The 21167-nt window shown below is 54.2% G+C and carries 16 protein-coding genes and 1 tRNA gene; 11 read left to right on the top strand and 6 right to left on the bottom strand.

What is annotated here, in order from left to right; all coding sequences use genetic code 11:
• Positions 1-30: 30 nt before the first annotated feature.
• From HMF8227_RS13445 to pepA, 3 genes are read right to left on the bottom strand one after another with little or no spacing between them, the layout of a single operon-like run.
• A complete protein-coding gene (locus tag HMF8227_RS13445) occupies positions 31-2796 on the bottom strand; it encodes a valine--tRNA ligase (RefSeq protein WP_109340671.1) in 2766 nt (921 codons plus the stop codon).
• A 5-nt stretch (positions 2797-2801) separates the two neighbouring features.
• Positions 2802-3251: a DNA polymerase III subunit chi gene (locus HMF8227_RS13440; protein ID WP_109340670.1), complete on the bottom strand. Its 450-nt coding sequence runs from the start codon at positions 3249-3251 to the stop codon at positions 2802-2804.
• A gap of 5 nt (positions 3252-3256) precedes the next feature.
• Positions 3257-4762: a leucyl aminopeptidase gene (gene pepA, locus HMF8227_RS13435; protein ID WP_109340669.1), complete on the bottom strand. Its 1506-nt coding sequence runs from the start codon at positions 4760-4762 to the stop codon at positions 3257-3259.
• A 202-nt stretch (positions 4763-4964) separates the two neighbouring features.
• Here pepA and lptF point away from each other — a divergent pair, with 202 nt between their 5' ends.
• Positions 4965-6074: an LPS export ABC transporter permease LptF gene (lptF, locus tag HMF8227_RS13430; RefSeq protein ID WP_109340668.1), complete on the top strand. Its 1110-nt coding sequence runs from the start codon at positions 4965-4967 to the stop codon at positions 6072-6074.
• Positions 6067-7128 (top strand): LPS export ABC transporter permease LptG, encoded by a 1062-nt coding sequence (gene lptG / locus HMF8227_RS13425; RefSeq protein WP_109340667.1) that lies wholly within the window; start codon positions 6067-6069, stop codon positions 7126-7128. Before lptF ends, lptG begins: the two co-directional genes overlap by 8 nt.
• Before the next feature lie 5 nt (positions 7129-7133).
• Here the strand turns inward: lptG and HMF8227_RS13420 are convergent, their stop codons facing one another.
• A complete protein-coding gene (locus HMF8227_RS13420; protein ID WP_109340666.1) occupies positions 7134-7589 on the bottom strand; it encodes a c-type cytochrome in 456 nt (151 codons plus the stop codon).
• A 74-nt stretch (positions 7590-7663) separates the two neighbouring features.
• Complete coding sequence (locus tag HMF8227_RS13415) at positions 7664-8173, bottom strand: RDD family protein (protein WP_109340665.1); 510 nt, start codon at positions 8171-8173, stop codon at positions 7664-7666.
• 229 nt (positions 8174-8402) lie between these two features.
• Between HMF8227_RS13415 and HMF8227_RS13410 the strand changes: the two genes are divergently transcribed.
• The 6 genes from HMF8227_RS13410 to HMF8227_RS13385 all read left to right on the top strand — a co-directional run bounded on the left by HMF8227_RS13410 (position 8403) and on the right by HMF8227_RS13385 (position 14280).
• Positions 8403-8489: transfer RNA gene (locus HMF8227_RS13410), tRNA-Leu, on the top strand.
• Positions 8490-8599: 110 nt separating this feature from the next.
• Positions 8600-8962, top strand: coding sequence for a hypothetical protein (locus tag HMF8227_RS13405; protein WP_109340664.1), 363 nt, complete (start codon positions 8600-8602; stop codon positions 8960-8962).
• Between the two features lie 79 nt (positions 8963-9041).
• Complete coding sequence (locus HMF8227_RS13400) at positions 9042-9626, top strand: hypothetical protein (protein WP_109340663.1); 585 nt, start codon at positions 9042-9044, stop codon at positions 9624-9626.
• The gene (locus HMF8227_RS13395) at positions 9623-10735 is read left to right on the top strand and encodes an efflux RND transporter periplasmic adaptor subunit (protein WP_109340662.1); all 1113 of its coding nucleotides are present in this window, start codon (positions 9623-9625) and stop codon (positions 10733-10735) included. The genes HMF8227_RS13400 and HMF8227_RS13395 overlap by 4 nt, the downstream gene beginning before the upstream one ends.
• Positions 10736-10743: 8 nt before the next feature.
• Complete coding sequence (locus tag HMF8227_RS13390; RefSeq protein ID WP_109340661.1) at positions 10744-13851, top strand: efflux RND transporter permease subunit; 3108 nt, start codon at positions 10744-10746, stop codon at positions 13849-13851.
• Positions 13852-13905: 54 nt separating this feature from the next.
• Positions 13906-14280: a hypothetical protein gene (locus HMF8227_RS13385; protein ID WP_109340660.1), complete on the top strand. Its 375-nt coding sequence runs from the start codon at positions 13906-13908 to the stop codon at positions 14278-14280.
• Between the two features lie 152 nt (positions 14281-14432).
• Here HMF8227_RS13385 and HMF8227_RS13380 read toward each other — a convergent pair whose 3' ends face one another.
• Entirely contained in the window at positions 14433-15032 is a 600-nt protein-coding gene (locus tag HMF8227_RS13380; RefSeq protein WP_109340659.1) for a TetR/AcrR family transcriptional regulator, read from the bottom strand.
• A gap of 87 nt (positions 15033-15119) precedes the next feature.
• Here HMF8227_RS13380 and HMF8227_RS13375 point away from each other — a divergent pair, with 87 nt between their 5' ends.
• From HMF8227_RS13375 to HMF8227_RS13365, 3 genes are all read left to right on the top strand, one after another.
• Positions 15120-16241 carry an efflux RND transporter periplasmic adaptor subunit gene (locus tag HMF8227_RS13375; RefSeq protein ID WP_109340658.1) on the top strand — a complete coding sequence of 374 codons (1122 nt, stop codon included), beginning with the start codon at positions 15120-15122 and terminating at the stop codon, positions 16239-16241.
• The gene (locus HMF8227_RS13370; protein ID WP_109340657.1) at positions 16238-19291 is read left to right on the top strand and encodes an efflux RND transporter permease subunit; all 3054 of its coding nucleotides are present in this window, start codon (positions 16238-16240) and stop codon (positions 19289-19291) included. Before HMF8227_RS13375 ends, HMF8227_RS13370 begins: the two co-directional genes overlap by 4 nt.
• Before the next feature lie 226 nt (positions 19292-19517).
• The gene (locus HMF8227_RS13365; protein WP_109340656.1) at positions 19518-21149 is read left to right on the top strand and encodes a methyl-accepting chemotaxis protein; all 1632 of its coding nucleotides are present in this window, start codon (positions 19518-19520) and stop codon (positions 21147-21149) included.
• Positions 21150-21167 lie beyond the last annotated feature (18 nt).

The following is a 21167-nucleotide window of genomic DNA, read 5'->3' as shown; positions in this document are numbered from 1 at the left end:
AAAAAGAGCGCCTTGCAGGCGCTCTGAGAATTACAGTGATTCGATGGTGTGTTTCTGCTCCCTGAGCTTATCCATCTGCAACTGGAACTCTTCCAGCTTGGCTTTTTCCTTTTCGATTACCGCCTCGGGCGCCTTGCTGACAAAGTTGTCATTGCTAAGCTTACCCTGAGTGCGTTGGTAATCCTTATCGAGTTTATCCAGTGCTTTGTTAATACGGGCCAGCTCTGCCTCTTTGTCGATAAGCCCCGCCATGGGGATCAGTACTTCCATTTCGCCCACCAGGGCAGAGGCCGACGGCGGTCCTTTATCATCATCGGCCAGCAGGGTGATGTCCTCTAACCGGGCCAGTTTGCTGAGCAACACCTGAGTATCGTTCAGTCGACGTTTGTCTTCGCTTGAGGCATTGCGCAGCAGTACCGACAGTGGCTTATTGGGTGAGATGTCCATCTCGCCACGAATATTACGCACGCCTACGATCACCTGTTTGACCCACTCAAGGTCGGCTTTGGCAGCGTCGTTTTGTTTGGCCGGGTCTACTTCTGGGAAAGGCTGGATCATAATGCTGTCGCCTTCAACACCGGCTAATGGTGCCACACGCTGCCAGATTTCATCGGTGATATAAGGCATAAAGGGATGCATCAGACGCAGCAGGCTTTCCAGCACGTTCACCAGGGTGTGGCGGGTGCCACGCTTTTGCGCCTCGCTGCTGGCCTCGGAGTTCAGAATTGGTTTTGACAGCTCCAGGTACCAGTCGCAGAACTGGTTCCAGGTGAACTCGTAAACGGCCTGTGCGGCTAAATCGAAGCGATAGCTTGCAATGGCTTTCTCGAACGTTTGCACCGTGTCCTGGAAGCGACTCCAGATCCACTGATCCGGCAAGCTCAACGACAGTTCGCCGCCGTTGGCGCCGGTATCCTGTTCCTCGGTATTCATCAGCACAAAGCGCGAGGCGTTCCACAACTTGTTGCAGAAGTTACGGTAGCCTTCCACCCGGCCCATATCAAAGTTGATGTCCCGGCTGGTGGAGGCCATGGCCGCAAAGGTAAAGCGCAGTGCGTCGGTGCCATAGGCTTCGATGCCGTCCGGGAACTGCTTACGGGTGCGCTTGGCAATCTGCTCGGCTTTTTTCGGCTGCATCAGGCCTTTGGTGCGTTTTTCCACCAGGGCTTCCACATCGATGCCGTCAATCAGGTCGATGGGGTCCAACACGTTGCCCTTGGACTTGGACATCTTGTTGCCCTGCTCATCCCGGATCAGGCCGGTGATGTAGATCTCCTTAAAGGGGATTTGACCGGTAAATTTCTTGGTCATCATGATCATCCGGGCGACCCAGAAGAAGATGATGTCAAAGCCGGTCACCAGTACCGATGTGGGAAGGAAGGTTTCCAGTTCCGGGGTTTTCTCCGGCCAGCCCAAGGTAGCAAAGGGCCACAGCGCCGAGGAGAACCAGGTATCTAGTACGTCGTCGTCCTGAGTCAGAGTGACATCATCGCCCAAGGAGTGCTTGTTGCGTACCTCGGCTTCGTCACGACCCACATAGACCTTGCCGTGATCGTCGTACCAGGCCGGAATACGGTGACCCCACCAAAGCTGACGGGAGATACACCAATCCTGAATGTTGTACATCCACTGATAGTAAGTCTTGTCCCAGTTCTCTGGCACAAACTTGATCTCTCCGGATTCCACCGCCTCGATGGCCGGCTTTGCCAGCGACTCTACCGCTACATACCACTGGTCGGTCAGGTAGGGTTCGATGACCGCATTGGTGCGATCGCCCCGGGGCACCTTAAGTTTATGGTCTTCCACTTTCACCAAAAAGCCCTGAGCCTCCAGATCGCTGACCACTTTTTCCCGTGCATCGAAGCGGTCCAGCCCGCGATAGGCGTCTGGCACCTGGTCATTCATCTTGGCGTCTGGCGTGAGCAGGTTGATCATCTCAAGGTTGTGACGCTTGCCGATCTCGTAGTCATTAAAATCGTGCGCAGGGGTGATTTTCACGCAACCGGTGCCGAACTCCATGTCTACATAGTCATCGGCGACGATCTTGATCAACCGGTCGGTAAGCGGCAGTTTGACTTCCTTTCCGATCAAGTCCTGATAACGCTCATCATCCGGATGCACGGCCACGGCAGTGTCGCCCAGCATGGTCTCGGGGCGGGTGGTGGCCACGACCAATTCACCACTGCCATCGGCCAGTGGATAGCGCATATGCCACAGGTGGCCCTTTTCTTCTTCATTGAGCACTTCCAGATCGGATACGGCGGTGTGCAATACCGGGTCCCAGTTTACCAGCCGCTTGCCGCGATAGATCAGACCTTCGTCATACAGCTGGACAAAGACCTCCTTGACCGCATTGGACAGGTCGTCGTTCATGGTAAAGGCTTCGCGCTCCCAGTCCGGGCTGGTGCCCATGCGACGCATCTGTGAGGTGATGGTGCCGCCAGAGTGCTCCTTCCACTCCCAGATCTTGTCAACAAAGGCTTCCCGACCCAGGTCGTGGCGGGTTTTGCCTTCGGCATTCAGTTGGCGCTCCACCACCATCTGGGTGGCGATACCCGCGTGGTCGGTACCCGCCTGCCATAAGGTATTGTCGCCCTTCATGCGGTGATAGCGGGTTAGCGCATCCATGATGGTGTGTTGAAAGGCGTGTCCCATGTGCAGGGAGCCGGTCACATTCGGCGGGGGCAACAAAATACAGTAGGGGTCGCCCTTGCCGCTGGCGCGGAAATAGTGGTTCTGCTCCCATTGTTGGTAGCGCTGTTGTTCGATATTTTGTGGATTAAATGTCTTATCCATAGTGATTACTCGCTTAAACTGCTGGCCGGCTGGGTGTCCAGTTGGCACCCGGCGCTACGATAGGCTTTGTAGCGCTCCCGGGCCCGCTGTTTTAATTCGTCTTCGACCGGCACAAAATCGTAGATCTGCCGGAATCGGTTCAGGTTGTCGGGGATGGACGAGCTGAGGTTGATCAGCACAGGCTGACGCGGTGACTCCGCTAACTGCCAGGTAATCTCCACCGGTGTCCCTTTTTTTGGCCCTTCTCCCTGTAAGTTATGAGGGATAAAGCGTTCCGCCGGGCGCTGCCATAGCAACTCGTCCAGTATTTCTGCCTGCGCCTGTGTGGCACATAGGATCAGACACGGCTGGCGTTGACTGTAACTGCGCGCCGCTAAATGACAAGCCAGCGCATAAGACGCTGGCTCATCCTTTTGGCCCTGCTCATCCAGCAGGTAAAAACAGACTCTGGGCATGACGCTTAGTCTTCCGTCTCCACACCGGCCCGGTTCATCAGAAACTGGGTCAGCATGGGAACGGGACGGCCGGTGGCGCCTTTGTCTTTACCGGTTTTCCAGGCGGTACCGGCGATGTCCAGATGGGCCCAGTTATACTTACGGGCGAATCGGGACAGGAAGCACGCAGCGGTGATGGTACCGGCTGGACGACCACCGATGTTCGCCATATCGGCGAAGGGGCTTTCCAGCATTTCCTGATAGTCGTCCCACAGTGGCAAGCGCCAGGCCCGGTCACTGCTTTGCTCAGAGGCGTTAATCAGCTCATGAGCCAGTGGATTATGGGTGCTGAGCATGGCCGAGGCATGCGCGCCCAGGGCGATCACGCAGGCACCGGTTAGGGTGGCCACATCCACCACCGTATCCGGGTTAAAGCGCTCCACGTAAGTCAGGGCGTCGCACAGCACCAGTCGGCCCTCGGCGTCTGTGTTCAGCACTTCCACCGTCTGGCCGGACATCGTGGTTAATACGTCGCCCGGGCGATAGGCATTGGCGTCAGGCATGTTTTCACAGCCTGCCAGGACGCCGATAACATTGATGGGCAGATTCAGCTCGGCAATGGCCTTCATGGTGCCTAAAACACCGGCCGCACCGCCCATATCGTATTTCATCTCATCCATACCCGCGCCCGGCTTTAAGGAGATGCCGCCGGAATCGAAGGTCAGGCCTTTACCTACCAGTACAATCGGCGCCTGAGAATCCGGACCGCCTTTGTGGTGGATGATGGTCATGATGGACTCATTTTCAGAGCCGCGGCCCACCGCCAGGTAGGAGTTCATGCCCAGGTCGGCCATCTGCTTTTCATTTACCGACTCGATGCTCACCGAGTTATGCTCTTCAGCCAGCTTATTGCCTTGCTCCAGTAGATAGGCTGGATTGCAGATGTTGGGGGGCATATTAGCCACATCCCGGGTCAGTTGCACGCCCTTGGCGATAGCTAAACCGTGCTGGACTGCCCGCTCACCGACGTGCAGTTCGCGACGGGTGGGCACATTAAAGACAATCTTACGCAGAGGTCGACGGGGTTCGTCTTTTTTGGTTTTTAACTGAGTGAAGCTGTACAGCGACTCGTTGGTGGTTTCCACCGCCTGACGCACTTTCCAGTATGTGTCGCGACCCTTAACGTGCAGCTCGGTTAAAAAGCAGACCGCTTCCATGGAACCGGTTTCGTTGAGTGTGCTGATGGTCTTGGCGATAATTTGCTTGTACTGGCGTTCATCCAGTTCGCGTTCTTTGCCACAGCCAACTAATAGGACGCGCTCTCCCAGTACGTTAGGTACATGGTGTAGCAGCAACATCTGGCCTGTCTTACCTTCCAGATCGCCCCGACGCAACAGGTTGCTGATGTAGCCGCCGCTGATTTCATCCAGCTGTTCGGCCACGGCTGTCAGACGACGCGGCTCGAACACGCCGACGACGATGCAGGCGCTACGTTGCTTCTCCGGGCTACCACTCTTAACACTGAATTCCATGGAATACCTCGTTAACCGGTGTATGTTTGACACTCATCGTTTTATAATCAGGCCAGCGCTCACAGGGTAAAACTGTGAAAATAACAACTGGGTGCATGCAGTAAAAATGGTGATAAGTGCAAATTAAACTTGTTAAAACGCTAAGTTTACTTAAAAATTTACAGCATGCCACTAAAAAGGCGACTTTTCCTCTGGATCCGATGTGCTGATTTTCCGATATTTATTGAGAGAGACCCTGAAGTCCTCCACCGCCGTTTTCCTGGTTTTAATGGCGATTTTCATCCTGCAAAAGTTTGTGCGGGTACTGGCTGAGGCTTCCAGTGGTGATATTCCCGCCGGGCTGGTGCTGGGTTTTCTGGCGCTGAACATTCCGGTGCTGGCCTCGTTGATCTTACCGTTGGGCTTGTTTCTGGGCATCATGCTGGCGCACGGGCGCCTGTATGTGGACAACGAGATGGCGGTGATGCAGGCCTGCGGTATCAGTGAGTGGTATGTCACCCGTGTGATGCTGGTGCTGTCACTAATTCTGGCGGCACTCTCGGCTGGGTTGACCCTGTGGCTGGCGCCTCATGCGCTGGATGTCGAATATCAACTCGAGGAGCAACTTAGCGCCGAGTCAGGGTTGACCAGCTTGATTCCAGGGCGGTTCCAGGAAACCGGCAACCAAAAGGCGGTGCTGTTTGTGCATGAGGTGAGTGGCGAAGAAGGCCAACTGCAAAGGGTATTTCTGGCTCAGCAGCAGTCTCCCGAATCTGATCAACCCATGCGTATTATCTATGCTGATACCGGCGAGGTCGAAAAGCAGGCCGACGGCTCAGAGCAACTGATCCTCAAACAAGGGCGTCAGTACGAGGGCCAGCAACAGGCACTGGATTATCGCATCATTGAGTTTGACCGCTATCAGGTTCAAATTACCGAGCAGTCTCCTCAGCAACAAACCCGCAAACTCGCAGCCTATTCCACCCCCCAGCTATTGCAACAAGACACGCTGGAAGCCACAGCCGAATGGCAGTGGCGTCTGGCGATCCCGCTGAGCTTACCCTTGCTGGTGCTGATCGCGGTGCCGCTCAGTGCGGTCAATCCAAGGCAGGGGCGTTTTGGCAAGTTGTTTCCCGGCCTGCTGCTCTATCTGGGGTATTTTATGCTGCTGATGGCCGGGCGTAAGGTATTGGAGAACGGTAAAGTACCGGAAGTCATCGGCTTATGGTGGGTGCATGGCGTTGTGCTTGTGATTGGGGTGGTGCTGGTGATGAAAGGCCGGACTACTGGGGTGCGATTGCGGGCGCGGATGAAAGGAGGTCAGCGTGTTTAGAACCATCGATCTCTATCTGGGGCGGACGCTGCTGAGCACCACCTTTATCACTCTGTTTGTGTTGGTAGGCTTGTCGAGCCTGATTAAGTTTGTCGAGCAGCTTAAATATCTGGATCGGGGCAACTACGATATGACCACCGCAGGCATCTATGTGCTGTTGTCGGTGCCCAGGGAGTTGGAGCAGTTTTTCCCTATGGCGGCGTTGATTGGTGGCCTGGTGGGAATGGGCATGCTGGCCAGCCACTCCGAATTGGTGGTTATGCAGGCCGCCGGACAAAGCCGCCTGAACCTGGTGGGCTCGGCGATGAAGTCGGCCGCTCTGATGGCCTTGTGCGTGATGGCCATTGGTGAGTGGGTTGCTCCCCCCAGCGAAGCTAAGGCTAAGGAAATCCGCACTCAGGCGATTTCCGGTGGTAGCCTGTTTTCTTCCGAACGACTGGTTTGGGCCAAAGACGGTGACGACTTTGTCAGCCTCGGTGAGGTAGCGAATAAGGATGAGCTCAGGGATGTGAGTATTTACCGTTTTGATGAGCAACTGCAACTCGCTTCCATCGAACGTGCCGAGCGGGCGATCTTTGTGGAGGACCACTGGCAGTTGGAGAATGTCTATCGCACCCGATTCACGGAACAGAAGATTACTCAGACCTTCGATACCCAGCTGCACTGGCAGTCGGGGCTGACGCCGGATAAGCTGGGCGTGGTGAAGGTCAAGCCCGAAGCGCTGTCCATCGCCGGCCTCAGCGATTACCTCAATTATCTGCAAGCCAATAGTCAGGATGCCCGGCGCTATCAGTTGGCCTTTTGGCGCAAGGTGTTGCAACCTGTCACCGTGGCGGTGATGTTGCTGGTGGCCTTGTCCTTTATCTTCGGTCCTCTGCGTAGCGTGACCATGGGGGCAAGGATCATCATGGGCGTTTTAACCGGCTTTGGCTTCTTTGTGGCTAACGAAGTTTTCGGTCCGCTGAGTATGGTCTATCAGATGCCCGCCGTCGTGGGAGCCATAGCACCCAGCCTGCTGTTTGCTGGCATGGCGGTGTATTTGATTCGTCGCTAGGTCTGCTAAGGCAAGTAAGTGGGATAGGGGGTGCGCTTAAACGGTTGTAGCTCATACTTGGGCTGCAAAAAGGCCACCAAATCCACCAACTCGCTGACGGTCATGACATCATTATAATTTCGCATTAGTGATTGCCCACTTTCATCGAGAATGCTGTCTTTGCGATAGCCGCGGGCGATTTTATGGGATGGATTAATTACCGAAGTTAATAGCTCTGCATAGGTCTTGACCCGGTCGGTGTTGCCGCCTAAGCGGACCTTCCTTTCTAACGAAGAGTCGTATTGGCTGTCGTCATAGCCGTCCAGTTTATGACAGGCCAGACACTGGTACTTAATAAAGACTTGCTCACCTCGCTCGGCACTACCTTCTGGCAGACTAAATCCTCTTGGACTGTCGGGACCGGGCGTGCAGGCGTTGAAGAGGGTTGTGCTGAGAATAATAATCAAGCTCTGTCGGATCATGGTTTTTGTCCATAGTCTTTTCTATCACAAAGATAGTTAACCATCGCTGTCCCCGCCATTGAGCTGGATCAAGTTCAGAGCTGCTTCCAGGCGCGATGGTGATTGGCTTCCTTGGTCAGCACTAAGACCTCTGTGCCGCTAAGACGATCCTGCAGTGCCAGTTTGTTTTTAAAGTCCAGCAAGATCAGCAAGGTGCCCAAACCCAGTAGCGAGGTGATGGCTCTTAGTAAGGCGCGGCCATAGCCCATGGGTTTATCGGTGGTGCTGAAGATGCGCAGTCGCCAGGCGCGCATGCCGATGGTTTGACCGCCATTGCGCCAGAACCAGACAAAAAACAGCAATATCCAACCGCCGCACCAGAAACGTAGAATGTTGGTATACAAGGGGGACTGTTGAATCACATCTTTGCTGTGCTCGAAGCCGTGTTTGTCCAGCACGCCGTTTTCCAGCAGCACGATAAGTACCGTCAAGGCGATAAGGCCTGACACTACGCCAATGGCCACAGCCATCAGTGAGTCATAGACTATGGCCGCCAGTCGGCGCAGAAAGCTGGCACGGGGGAAAGGCGAAGTCGTCGAAGTCATAGCAAGGCTCGTCGGGGATTAAGGAGGCTTGATTGTAAATAAGCTCTGACCGGAGAGCCAGTAAAGTCCGGGTGATGTTAGTGTTTAACGTCTCCCTTAAAGCCCCAAAGGATAATATTTAATCAGTCACGAAGCTCGCAGAGACAAAAAACTTGCAAGCCCTAGTTGGCTGGTTATAATGCCAGCCCTCTGATACCAATGCCTTTATGGCAGTTCAGCTTCCCTCTATGCCCGGGTGGCGAAATTGGTAGACGCAGTGGATTCAAAATCCACCGGTAGCAATACCGTGCCGGTTCAAGTCCGGCCCCGGGCACCACTATTCTCTGACACACAACTCATAGACGATGCGTCTTAAGCTTTGAATTCATCTCCCAATTGTAAGCGAGCTGTGGGGATGCTAGCCTTTCGACATTCAGTCGTAAGGACATGAAGCAGGTGTTGAGTAAATTGTCAGTGATAGTGTTGGTGTTCAGCCTGAGCGTTCAGTCGCTGGGGTGGTCGATGCCGTCTGACAGCCATCACTCTGTTTCCGACCAGGCCCATCAGTGGCTTCATCATCTGGGACAGTCCCATACTCATGATGAGCATGATCAAACCCAATTTGAGATCAGCTACTCTGAGGCTGGTTTTGACCACAGTAACCCCCACCAGGATACCGGCACAGTCGCTATTATTGATTTGGTGGCGCTTCGCACCATAGAAAGGTCGCCGGGCCCTGCTATCGAAAGCATTGTGCCTAATTGGGCGCCCCCTGACCTCGAGTACCTGTCCCCGCCCCCAAAAGCTTAATTGCAGTCTGCAACTTAATGAGAGTGTAGGCATCTTCGTGCCTGCATGAAGGCGTCCTTCTTGTAACTGGATTAAAACAATGTGGTATTGGAATTTTTTTATCGGGCGACAACGCGACTTTGTCATTTGCTGCGTCTGTGTTTTGGGGCTGTTGTCTGCTTTCAGCGCCCTGTCTGCGCCCGGGGCTCATGGGCCGGATGGTGAACACCTGAACACGCAATCCCGTCCCATGCAGGCAAGCAACCCGAAATTTGAGGCTTTTACCGAAAGCTTCGAACTGCTCGGTGAAGTTGTCGGTGAGCAGGTGATTGTGTATCTCCATGACTTCAAAACAAATCGGCCAGTTTCTGATGCCTCTATTGAGCTGGAAAGCGGTCAACACGCCGCGCAAGCGACATTTGATAATACCGCCGGTCGCTATGTGATAGAGAAGGCAGACTTGGTGAATAAGCTGAACCGGCCGGGTGAGCATGACGTTATTGCCACCATTCTCACAGAGACCAGCGGCGACTTACTGGCGACCAGATTGATTACCCCGGATGCCACAGGCTCTGAAGAGCATGACCACCACTCGCATTTCCCATGGCGGACCATTGCTGTGGGGATTGGGCTATTCGTTGCCGGTTTTGCAGCGGGGCGACTACGGCGAGGAGGTCAGGCATGAGAACCTTGACCGTTTTGGTGATTTCAATGCTTCTTGTGGGCACTGCCGCGGCAGCGCCGGGGGCGCATGGCCCCAACGGAGAGCATATCCGTCCTGATGACAAACCGGTTGGAGGCACGGGTCGTCAGGCAGACGGTTCGGTAATACTGCCAATGCCGGATCAGGCAAAACTGGGTATCTCTACCGCCTTTGTTCAGCCCCAGACGGTATCAAAGACAGTACGTCTTCCGGCCGTGGTGAGGCCCCATCCGCAAGGCCATGCCGTTATACAGTCAAGCAGTGACGGACGCTTCGAAGCGCCGGGCTCTGTTGTTCTCAGTACTGGCAGCTGGGTGTCTGCCGGGCAGCGCCTGGGTTATGTTCACTATCAGGATACGGCCTATGAACTGGCGAGTCAGAACAGTGAGCTTAAAGTGGTACGCAATCAGATAGCGCAAACCCGTCGCGACGTGGCGAGGCTAAAGGCTCTGGGTGAGCTTGCCTCACAACAAGAGCTGGACCAGTTACAAACCCGCCTGAAAAATTTAAGCGAACAAGAGGCCGCACTTCAGCAGGGGCTGGAAAAGCCGGAGGTATTAACGGCGCCGATCAGCGGTATTGTGGTCAATCAGCAGGTGCGCAGTGGTCAGTGGGTCGAGGCGGGCACCGCGCTGTTCGAGATTGTGTCACCTGAACGCCGCCGGGTTGAAGCAATGGCCAGTGATACCAATCGATTGAATCAGTACACTTCAGCGCGGCTGCTGGCGCACGATTTACCCGAACTGACTTACACCGGATATTCGCCAAAGATGCATGGCGGCACGGCCAAAGTGTTCTTTGACTATCAGCGTCAAAACCCGGGCGAGCCGCCCTTATTGCTGGACCAGCCGGTCACCTTGCTGGCCAAATTGGATGAGTCCGTGACCGGTATTGTTGTCCCGTCCCGGGCTGTGGTTCGCGACCAGGCCAATCTGCCGATCGTCTGGATTAAAGTCTCGGCCGAACGTTTTCTGCCACAGCAGATTCAGTATCAGGCTCTGGGGCCAGACCGGGTGGTGATTACTCAAGGGCTGGGTGCGGATAACCGCGTGGTGGTGAACGGCACCTCCTTGCTGAACCAGGTCCGCTAGGAGGCGTTATGTTTAATTGGCTGGTACGCAACAGTTTGCGCCAACGTTTGCTGGTGTTAGTGGTCGCCCTTGTCACCCTGCTTTACGGGTTCTGGCAAGGGCGGGAACTGCCCGTGGATGTGTTCCCGGATCTGAATAAGCCGGTGGTGACCATACTGACTGAAGCCGGGGGCGTGGCCCCTGAGGAAGTGGAACAACTGGTCACCTTTCCGCTGGAGAACATGCTCAATGGCGTCAGCGGGGTCACACGTATCCGGTCGACTTCCGGCATTGGTTTGTCGATTGTTTATGTCGAGTTTGACTGGGATACGGACGTTTACCGTAACCGTCAACTGGTGGCGGAGCGACTGGACCAGGCGGCGTCCCAACTGCCCAATGATGTCACGCCGGTGATGGGGCCGGTCTCCTCGATTATGGGCGAGATCATGTTGATCGCCCTGCCGCTGGAGCAAGCCTCGGGCAGTGAACCCATGCAGGCACGGGAATACGCCGATTTTGTGTTGCGTCCAAGGCTGCTGTCTATTCCCGGTATTTCTCAGGTGATCCCCATCGGCGGTGAGGTGCGTCAGATCCGGGTGACTCCGGATACCGAGCGAATGCAGGCACTGGGTGTGACGCTCAGGCAGGTGCAGTCCGCGCTGGACGGTTTTGCCACCAACAGAGGTGGCGGCTTTGTGGATCTGAATCATCGTGAATACCTGATTCGCCATCAGGGCCGCACCTTGCAGCTGGATGATTTGCGTCAGTTAGCCGTGGATTGGCATGACGGCGTCTCGACGCGGCTGGAGCAGGTCGCAAAAGTGTCGTTTGCTCCGGCGGTCAAGCGTGGGGATGGTGGCTACAACGGTCAACCGGCGGTGGTTGTTAATGTGCAAAAGCAGCCGGGGGCTGACACCGTCGAGCTTACTGAGCGAATCGAATCGGCCCTGGCGGAGCTTAAGTCCGGTTTGCCAGAAGGGATTGCCGAGCCGGAAGTGCTGTTCCGTCAGGCCGACTTTATTGAGGCCTCGGTAAATAATGTGACCGAAGCACTCAGGGATGGTGCCATCCTGGTGGTGATCGTGTTGTTTGTGTTTTTGCTCTCGGCGCGCACCACACTGATTTCATTGCTGGCAATTCCATTGTCGCTGACCATTACCGTGCTCATCTTTAAGTGGCTGGGGCAAACCATCAATGTGATGACATTAGGGGGACTGGCCATCGCTATTGGTGAACTCGTGGATGATTCGGTGGTGGACGTGGAGAACATCCTGCGTCGTCTGAAGCAAAACGGCCGAAAAGCGACCCCTGACTCGGTATTCGAGGTGGTCTGGCGTGCCAGCGTGGAGGTGCGTTCTGGGATCGTCTACGCCAGCATGATCGTGGTGTTGGTATTCATTCCCCTGTTTGCCCTGCCCGGTATTGAAGGGCGTTTGTTTTCGCCGTTGGGAGTGGCGTACATCATTGCCATTCTGGCCTCGCTACTGGTGTCGATGACCGTCACGCCCGTACTGTGTTACTACCTGCTGCCGGGGATGAAGCAGTTGCATCAGGGGGATAGCACCCTGGTGAGCAAACTTAAGCGATGGCAGGCTAACTGGCTGAACTGGGCGTTACCGCGTCGGCGCGCGATTCTGGCAACAGCTGGAATTGTGGCGTTCATCAGTGCCGCCTCGGTGACGGCATTTCCCCGAGCATTTTTGCCGGCTTTCAACGAAGGGTCACTGGTGATTGGGGTTATCTTTGAGCCCGGCACCTCGCTGGAGGAATCCAATGAAATGGGACGACTGGCGGAAGAACTCCTTTTGTCGGTGCCGGAGGTTACCGGAGTGGGGCGACGCACCGGGCGGGCCCGTCTGGATGAACACGCACAAGGGGTGCATTCTTCTGAAATTGACGTGGATTTGAGTCGTTCAGAGCGCCCCCGAGAGACCGTGGTTGAGGAAATACGTGATAAGCTCAACACCCTGCCGGCTCAGGTTGCCGTGGGCCAGCCGATTTCTCACCGGCTGGATCATCTTTTGTCCGGGGTGCGGGCACAGCTGGCAATTAAGGTCTTTGGTAACCATCTCGATGGTATGCGCTCGACGGCCGACACCATTCGCAAAAAGCTGGAGGCCATCCCCGGGCTGGTGGATATCAATGTGGAGAAACAGGTGCTGATCCCCCAGCTGAGTGTCCGGCTCAGGCAGGAAGAACTGGCTCAGTACGGGCTGACCCCGGGTCAAGCCATCGAGCGGCTGGCATTACTGACTGACGGCGTGCAGGTCGAAGAGGTGGTGGACGGTGTAAAACGCTACGCTTTGGTGCTGCGTCTGGATGATGAAGCCCGTACGCCCGAAGCGCTGGCCGATACGCTGCTCAGCTCGCCGGCCGGGCCAGTACCCGTATCTGCCATTGCTCATGTCCAGATTGATGACGGCCCTAATCAGGTGCTGAGAGAGAATGGCCGCCGCCGGCTGGTGGTTTACGCCAATAGCGAAAATGTGGATGTGGAACCATTGCTGGGTCAGATTCGTTCGGCCATGGACGAGATAGAGTCGGGACCGGAGAGTTTCATTAGTATCGAGGGGCAGTTTCTGGCGCAGGAGCAGGCCATGCAGCTGTTGGTGATACTGTCGGCGTTATCTTTTTCGATGATCTTTCTGGTGCTTTATCTGCGCTATCAGTCAGTGGTCTTGGCTGGCATCATCATGTGCAGCTTGCCGATGGCTTTGGTGGGCGCGGTGACCGCCATGTGGCTCACGCAGACGCCTCTGTCCGTGGCATCGGTAGTAGGGTTTATCACGCTGACGGGGATTGCTTCACGTAACGGTATTCTGAAAGTGAGCCATTATCTAAACCTGCTGGCCTTTGAGGGGGAGAAGTTTAATCAGGCGTTGATTGTGCGTGGCGCTCAAGAGCGATTGTCGCCGGTAATGATGACCTCGATGGTGACCGCCTTTGCCCTGATCCCGATTCTCATGGCGGCCGATGAGCCCGGTAAGGAGATACTGCATCCGGTGGCGGTGGTGATCTTTTCAGGTTTGGTTAGTTCCACCTTGCTCGACATCTTACTGACGCCGCTGCTTTATCGAGCCTGGGGGGAAAGCGCCAGTTTGCGCTGGCAGCAGCGACAGTCAAAAGAACTCGTTTAGAGGTATAACGCCGCAACACCTGATGAAAGCTTGCGGCAAATCAGGAGAATAATTATGAAACACTTTACGTTAGCGACTCTGGGGCTTGCTCTCAGTTTAATCATTATCACTCCCGTCGCCTTAAGTCATGGGAGTACGGAGCCGGAGCACGGTGGTGTGGTTCAAATTGAACATGAACTGGCCTTTGAGCTGGTCCGGCATGCCGACAGCATCAGCCTTTACATCAAGGATCATGGAGAAGCTTATAACACCGATTCCTTAACAGGCTCTGTGATGGTGTTAGCGGCGGGCAAAAAACAGGAAGCCGAACTCAAGCCAGCGGGTGGCAATCAGATGCAAGCGCCCATCAGCATTCCTGATGACGCGAAAGCCTTGGTGAAAGTGAAATCCGGTGATCATCACCCGGTATTGGTTCGCTACAGCTTCTGAGCGAATACAGGTGAGGCCCTGTGACAAGGGCTTTTCTTGCTTGATGCGTTACAGGGAGTGACGAGGAACTGGCACTCACAAGGTATAAGCCGACACCGCCACCTCGTTGTCACCTTTATACGACTTATCATCGCGTAACCACCAGGCAATTTTTACTGATAATGCTTGCGTAAAAAATCGATAGCTAAATCCACCTGGTCTTCGATCTCCTGTTGACGGATGGGCTGGTCAGGGCATAGGAGGGCCCGGAGATGGAGATCGCCGCGCATCACTTCGATCAATTGTTTTGCCATTTTCTGACAGTCCTTAATGTCTAACTTGCCATCGTCCACCTGCTTCTGAAGGTAACCGGCGAGCAGAGCAAGTACCCGTTTGGGGCCGGATTGGTAAAGGTCTTCGCCTAAGCTCGGCATGCTCGGAGTATGAGCAATGACCTCCCGAAATAGTGCCAGAGTTTTGCGGCTAGTGAGTGCGCTGATAAGCCCTATTCCCAATTGCCGCAGAACAGTTTCAGGATCACCCTGATCCCAGTTTTCTGGATAGGCCGATGTAAAAATATCTTTTTGCGCTTGTTGCACTGCGGCCTTGAACAGCCCTGCCTTATTGCCAAACGCAGAGTATACATTGCGTCGGGAGCCCCCTGCCCGTTGAATCACCTGCTCCAAAGATGTTTTTTGATAGCCTTGCTCAATAAACAATTGTGTCGCCACTTTTAACAAGGTGGCTTGGCGCGTTTCCGATTGGGTACCCATAAATTTTTAGATCGATCTAGTTTCGATTGGTACTGAATGGTACCATAATCAGAAATGGTACTGGTCAGTACCGTCTGGGAGGCGTGAATGATGAATCAATTGGGTACTGTGATAACGGTCTTATCACTTTGTCTTTTGACTGGCTGTGAACCTCAGCCACCAGAGAATGTAAGAGAGGGGGAGGATGCCCGGCCGGTGGTTTGGTTTCATCCCACCTCGGTCGATGCCGGTTATCAGCGCGTATTGACCGGCGTTACCCGGGCTGCCACACAGGCTCAGCTGAGTTTTGAAGTTCCCGGTAGGGTCGAGCATGTGGCGGTGGATGTAGGAGACAGGGTAGAACAAGGCCAACTTCTGGTTCGCCTGGATGACACCGATGCCCGGCTATCCCTGAACCAAAGGCAAAGTGAGCTTAGCGAAGCCAAAGCGCACCTGGCAGAAATCACACACGATTATAAGCGTCAGCAGTCTCTGTTCCAAAGTGGCGTCATCGGTCAGGCCAGGTTGGATAATGTCATCGCCCGCAAAGCCTCAGCGGAGAGTCGCTTGACGCTCTCGCAGGCCAGAGTCGAGCAGGCCAAAAAATACCTGCGGGATACCCAACTCCATGCGCCTTACGATGGTGTCATTGCACAGCGGTGGATTGAGCCTCAACAACAGGTGGCACCGCGTCAAACGGTGCTGCAGATCCAGAGCTCCGAAGGGTCTTATGAGGTGTCAGCCCGCTTACCTGAGAGCATTGTTTCAGAGTTGGACACAGGAAGCCTGCATACCGTCAGTATCCCCAGTCTGGATTTAGAGCGGGTGCCTGCCACGTTAAGTGAAATCAGCGCACAGAGTGATGCAACCAATAGTTTTCAGATGACATTAAAGCTCGACGGCACTGAGCGCTTCATTCGCAGTGGTTTGAGTGCGCAAGTGCATCTTACTTACGGGCAGTCTGACACCTCAGCGGGCGCGAGCTGGTTTCTGCCTAACGGTAGTTTCGTCAGCCGTGGTGAAAATGAAATTTGGGTATTCCGTTTTCAGTCTGACAAGGCCAGTGTTGAAGCGGTCACCATGACCGTGAAATCACTGCAGGATAGCGGAGTAATAGCCTCAGGAGAATTACATGCCGATGATCAGTTAGTAGGCAAGGGAGTGGCCTTCCTGACACCGGGACAGGCTGTCACCCTATTGCCAGAGAAGCCCAAGAGGTTCAATCCATGAAGAGCTTGTCTACTCATGCGGCGCGGTTTAAACCACTGGTTTTTACCCTGGTTGCCCTGCTGATGTTGTTAGGAGGGTACAACTACTTTACTTTACCCGCTCAGGAAGATCCGAAAATTACCATCAGGGAAGCGGTCATAACGACCCACTTCCCCGGTATGTCGGCGGAAAAGGTCGAATTGCTGATCACCAAGCCGATAGAACTGGCCATTCGTCAGGTGCCAGAACTTGAGGAAGTGCGTTCCACAAGCCGTCCGGGTACCTCGATTATTCATGCCAAGACCTATGACCACCTTTTCGAGCTTGAACAGATATGGGACGACTTAAGACAGAAAGTTCGACAGGCGGAGTCACAACTCCCGGACGGGACGCAAACACCACAGATCAATGACGACTTTGGCGATGTTGCTGTGGTCACGGCGGCCTTGACCGGTGACGACTTCAGCGCGGGTGAAATACGCCACTATGCTCAGCATATTCGCGATCAGCTCTATAGTGTAACGGGAACCAAGAAGGTCCAGCTCCATGGTATTCAGCCGGAGCGAGTGTATATCGAAACCTCTCAAGTGAAACTTAATGAGGTCGGTTACACCCGCGCCCAGTTCATTCAGATTCTGAGATCACAAAACGTTTTGAGCGCCGGGGGCGAAGTAGAGCTACCCAGTGGCAGTCTGTTGATCGATCCAAGCGGACAATTCAATACGTTGGACGACATGCGCAACCTGCTGCTCCCGGCGCCTCAAGGCGGAACCATCGCTCTGCGAGACTTGGCACAGGTTCGTATCGGTCCTGTTGAGCCCGCCAGTCGTAAGGTGTTCTTTAACGGTCAGCGGGCCGTCATCTTTGCCGTATCTATGCTTGAGGGGCAGCGTGTTCTGGAGTACGCCCCGAGGCTGAAAAACAAACTCGAAGAGATTGAGTCCAGCTTACCCATCGGCCTCAATCTGGACATTGTGACCTACCAGGCCGAGCAAGTCGGTAATGCCGTGTTCGGTGTGACACAGAGTGTCCTGCAAACGCTGGTTATTGTGCTCGTGGTCGTGGTGATATTTTTAGGTGTGCGCACAGGCTTGATCGTTGGAACCATCGTACCCGGTGTGATGTTGATCACTCTGGCCGTGATGGGGTTTGCCGATATTCCATTGGAGCGCATGAGTTTAGCGACGTTAGTGATTGCCTTAGGGCTACTGGTCGATAACGGGATTGTCATTGCAGAGGATTACAAGCGCCGCCTGGAAGAAGGGGTCAGTCGGGATGATGCCCTGAATCAATGCGGCCGCGAGCTTTGCTTGCCTCTGTTGGCATCGACACTGACCACTATTCTAGTCTTTATTCCTCTCATGATGGCCCAGCACCCTGCTGGCGAATACACTCGCTCAATCTCATTGGTCATACTCATCTCGCTTCTTACGTCATGGCTGCTGGCGATGACAGTCACACCGGTGTTATGCCGGTATTTTATGACGATGCCTACGCCTTCCTCAAAAACGCCCGAGAAGGGAGCCTTTCATCGGTTAGAGCTCAGGTACGCCTCGCTTCTGAGAGCCGTGCTCGCTCACAAGGCAGTTTTTTTAGTCTCTATTCTGGTCTTATTTGGACTCGGTGTGGCCGGTATTATTATCGCCCCTAAGCAGTTTTTCCCTGGCAGTGATCGTGCTCAGGTTCTTATCACACTGAACTTACCCGCCGGCAGCAATCTGAATCAGACCTCCACTACTCTGAAGCAATTGTTCCCTGTTTTGTCGGACGATGATGCCTTTGAGTACATTGATGATTACGCCGCTTACGCCGGGTATGGTGGGCCACGGTTTGTATTGTCCTTAACGCCGCTGGATCCTGCCACAAACAAGGCCTTTGTGGTGGCGAACTTAAATAGTTATGACGCCATGCCGCAAGCAATCAAAGAGTTGCGAAGCATGTTTAAAAGGCAATTCCCCGGGGTGAATGCCAGCGTTAGAGGCATGTTCCTGGGACCGTCCGATCCAAATATTGTGCATCTGCAGGTTAAAGGGCCTGATAAGTCGGTGGTATACGAATACGGCCAGAAGCTGGCCTCAGAAGTAAAGCAGATACCCGGAATGATTGATGTCTGGCATGACTGGGAGAACCCGATATCGCGGCTCTACATTAGTGTGAACCAGCAGCAGGCTCGCCGTGCCGGAGTGAGCAGTGCCGATATCACCGAGGCTCTCACTCACTATTACTCGGGTGGTGTAATATCTCAGTTTGTTCAGGGTGATGAGTTGTTACCGATTGCCATACGTGGTGAGCCCGAAGAGCGTCGGCAGCTGTCAAAGCTGTATTCACTTAATGTGAATTCCAAAGGCGGGCACTCGGTGCCCTTGATGCAAGTTGCTGATGTGCAGGTCCATCCTGCCGCAGGCGCGATTCAGCGGGAGGATATGACCCGAACGCTCACCGTTGAAGGGCGCCCTTTGTATCGTTCACCGGAGGACATGGCTCCCCGTCTTCAGTCGATAATGGACAGGCTCAGTGAAGATTTGCCCCCCGGGCACTATATGGAGTTCGATGGCATTATCACCGACTCGGCGGCTGGCAAGGCGGCCCTGAGTGCAAACATGCCACTGTCTTTTGGGGTGATCCTGTTATTGCTGGTGGCTCAATTTAACAGCTTCAAACGTCCATTGATGATTGTCGCTACCATTCCTCTTTTGGTATCGGGGGCCGCACTCGGTCTGACGGTGATGGGGTCGAGCTTTGGTTTTATGGAAATTCTGGGCTTGTTGTCACTCGCTGGCATCATTATTAACAATGCTCTGGTTCTTATTGATCGCATTGATATCGAACGAGCCTCAGGCCACGATATGGACGAGGCAATTATTACTGCTGCCAGCCGCCGTTTGCGCCCGATTATTATGACCACAGTAACAACGGTGTTCGGACTGATGCCGCTTATCATCGCCGTTGATGCGCTGTTTTATGGTATGGCCAGTGTCATTGCATTTGGCTTGGTCATCGGAACATTACTGACGCTTGGTGTTACGCCGGTACTTTACCAGCTCATGGCGCCACGGGGTGTTGATAACTAATAGCCTTTAAATCGTATTTGATGAGCAAGCAACCGGGAACGCACCGCGGCGTTGCTGATGGTATGAGCGTGCGTTGTAAAACAAGCTCTGTTGCGTAAGTAAGAATGGCGTGTAAAAGCACTTATGATTGAGCTAATCGATTTATTTGTCTATCTATTGTTCCTAAAGCCTATTACAGTCGTATCCCTTACCGTAAATACAAATTAAAGTTCCTCTGGAGTCAATAATGACCATAGCTAACCGCCTGTATGCAGGGTTTGCATTTCTTATCCTGCTGCTTGTCATCACCACACTGATAGGCACTTTCCAGGTCGATGAGATTAATACTACCCTGACACGCGTTAACGAGGTGGGCAGTGAAAAACAGCGCTACGCAATAAATTTTCGTGGCTCGGTGCATGACCGTGCTATCGCACTGCGTGACTTGGTGCTCACCGAGCGACAGTCTGAGCGACAAGAATTCAGAGCGCTGGTTAAAGACCTGAAAGCCAACTATGCCGATGCTGAAAAAGGCATGCTGCGAGTGTTTAGTAATCCCAATTACGTCAATGATGAAGAGAAGCGCTTATTCGCCCGGATTGAGGAGATTCAGAAGCAGGCCCTGGCAACCACCACGGAAGTAGAGCGCCTGCTGGCCTCCGGCCAACGCCAGCGTGCGCAAGACTATGTATTAACCGATCTGTCCCCGGCATACGCCGAATGGCTCAATCGAATCAATGACTTCATTGATTATGAGGAAGCACGGATAGCGACCGGGGTTGACTCAGTGTTGGAACGCAGTAACAACTTCACGGCTCTGATGTGGGCCGTGACAGTATTGGCGATTCTGGCGGGAGCCGCTGTCAGCTATCTTATCGTGCGTCGTTTGACCCGCACGCTGGGTGGTGAGCCAGAGGATGTCGTTGCCGTGATTGAACAGGTGGCTGACGGCGACCTGACTGTGTCCACGCAAAGCAAGTATGAGGGGTCAATGATGGACCAGGTGGGCAGAATGGTGCGACAGTTACAGCGAGTGGTTAAAGATGTCTCAGACTCTTCTGAAACCTTGCTGAGTGCGTCGGGTGAACTGTCCGATACGGCAGGCAATAACTCCAGACTGGTCAGTGAGCAGCAGGAGCAGACGACGCAAGGCGCTACCGCCATTGAGCAGATGTCTCACAGTGTTGCCGAGGTAGCCCGAAACACCAATGAGGCGGCACAGTTGGCCGATGAAACTGACAGAGAAACTCAAAACGGCAGTGCTGAAGTCGAATCCACCATACGTTCTATTGAAGCATTGGCGAAAGAAGTTGAGCAGGCCTCAGGCGTTATATCGCAACTAAGTTCCAATGCCGAAGAGATCACTAACGTTCTGGAAGTCATTGAAGGCATTGCTGACCAAACCAATCTTCTCGCTCTGAACGCGGCCATTGAAGCGGCCCGTGCCGGTGAGCATGGTCGTGGGTTCTCGGTGGTTGCCGATGAAGTTCGCGCGTTGGCAAACCGGACACAAGAGTCGACCAAGAGCATACAGTCGGTGATCACTACCATGCGCGCCAGCGCCGGAGAGGCCGTATCAGTCATGGAGAGAGGCCATCATCAGGCGACGGAAAGCGTTGAGCAAGCGCGTCGGGCCGGAGATTCGCTGAATACCGTCAATGCGGCGGTGAAGAGAATGACCGATATGAACGCTCAAATAGCCACGGCCACGGAGGAGCAGAGCTCGGTGGCGGACGAAATTAACCAAAACTTCCACAGCATTACCCAGGCTACGGAACAGTCCGCCGCCGGTTCAACACAGGTGAGTGAGGCCAGTCGTGAGCTTAACGAGTTGGCCAAGCACCTGAGCCAGCGAGTGAGCCGGTTCCGGGTAGCCTAAGAAGGCAGGACCAGCGAT

This window comes from Saliniradius amylolyticus (assembly GCF_003143555.1).
GTDB classification, from domain to species: domain Bacteria; phylum Pseudomonadota; class Gammaproteobacteria; order Enterobacterales; family Alteromonadaceae; genus Saliniradius; species Saliniradius amylolyticus.
The sequence above is the reverse complement of the archived record's forward strand: the minus strand, read 5'-3'. Positions and strand labels throughout refer to the sequence as shown.

Excerpts from the sequence above, each read along its gene's own strand:
- pepA (WP_109340669.1), bottom strand. The coding sequence starts at position 4,762 with ATGGAATTCAGTGTTAAGAGTGGTAGCCCGGAGAAGCAACGTAGCGCC.
- HMF8227_RS13385 (WP_109340660.1), top strand. The coding sequence starts at position 13,906 with ATGAAACACTTTACGTTAGCGACTCTGGGGCTTGCTCTCAGTTTAATC.
- HMF8227_RS13405 (WP_109340664.1), top strand. The coding sequence starts at position 8,600 with ATGAAGCAGGTGTTGAGTAAATTGTCAGTGATAGTGTTGGTGTTCAGC.
- HMF8227_RS13380 (WP_109340659.1), bottom strand. The coding sequence starts at position 15,032 with ATGGGTACCCAATCGGAAACGCGCCAAGCCACCTTGTTAAAAGTGGCG.
- HMF8227_RS13375 (WP_109340658.1), top strand. The coding sequence starts at position 15,120 with ATGATGAATCAATTGGGTACTGTGATAACGGTCTTATCACTTTGTCTT.
- HMF8227_RS13400 (WP_109340663.1), top strand. The coding sequence starts at position 9,042 with ATGTGGTATTGGAATTTTTTTATCGGGCGACAACGCGACTTTGTCATT.
- HMF8227_RS13445 (WP_109340671.1), bottom strand. The coding sequence starts at position 2,796 with ATGGATAAGACATTTAATCCACAAAATATCGAACAACAGCGCTACCAA.
- HMF8227_RS13395 (WP_109340662.1), top strand. The coding sequence starts at position 9,623 with ATGAGAACCTTGACCGTTTTGGTGATTTCAATGCTTCTTGTGGGCACT.
- HMF8227_RS13420 (WP_109340666.1), bottom strand. The coding sequence starts at position 7,589 with ATGATCCGACAGAGCTTGATTATTATTCTCAGCACAACCCTCTTCAAC.
- HMF8227_RS13390 (WP_109340661.1), top strand. The coding sequence starts at position 10,744 with ATGTTTAATTGGCTGGTACGCAACAGTTTGCGCCAACGTTTGCTGGTG.
- HMF8227_RS13365 (WP_109340656.1), top strand. The coding sequence starts at position 19,518 with ATGACCATAGCTAACCGCCTGTATGCAGGGTTTGCATTTCTTATCCTG.
- HMF8227_RS13415 (WP_109340665.1), bottom strand. The coding sequence starts at position 8,173 with ATGACTTCGACGACTTCGCCTTTCCCCCGTGCCAGCTTTCTGCGCCGA.
- HMF8227_RS13370 (WP_109340657.1), top strand. The coding sequence starts at position 16,238 with ATGAAGAGCTTGTCTACTCATGCGGCGCGGTTTAAACCACTGGTTTTT.
- HMF8227_RS13440 (WP_109340670.1), bottom strand. The coding sequence starts at position 3,251 with ATGCCCAGAGTCTGTTTTTACCTGCTGGATGAGCAGGGCCAAAAGGAT.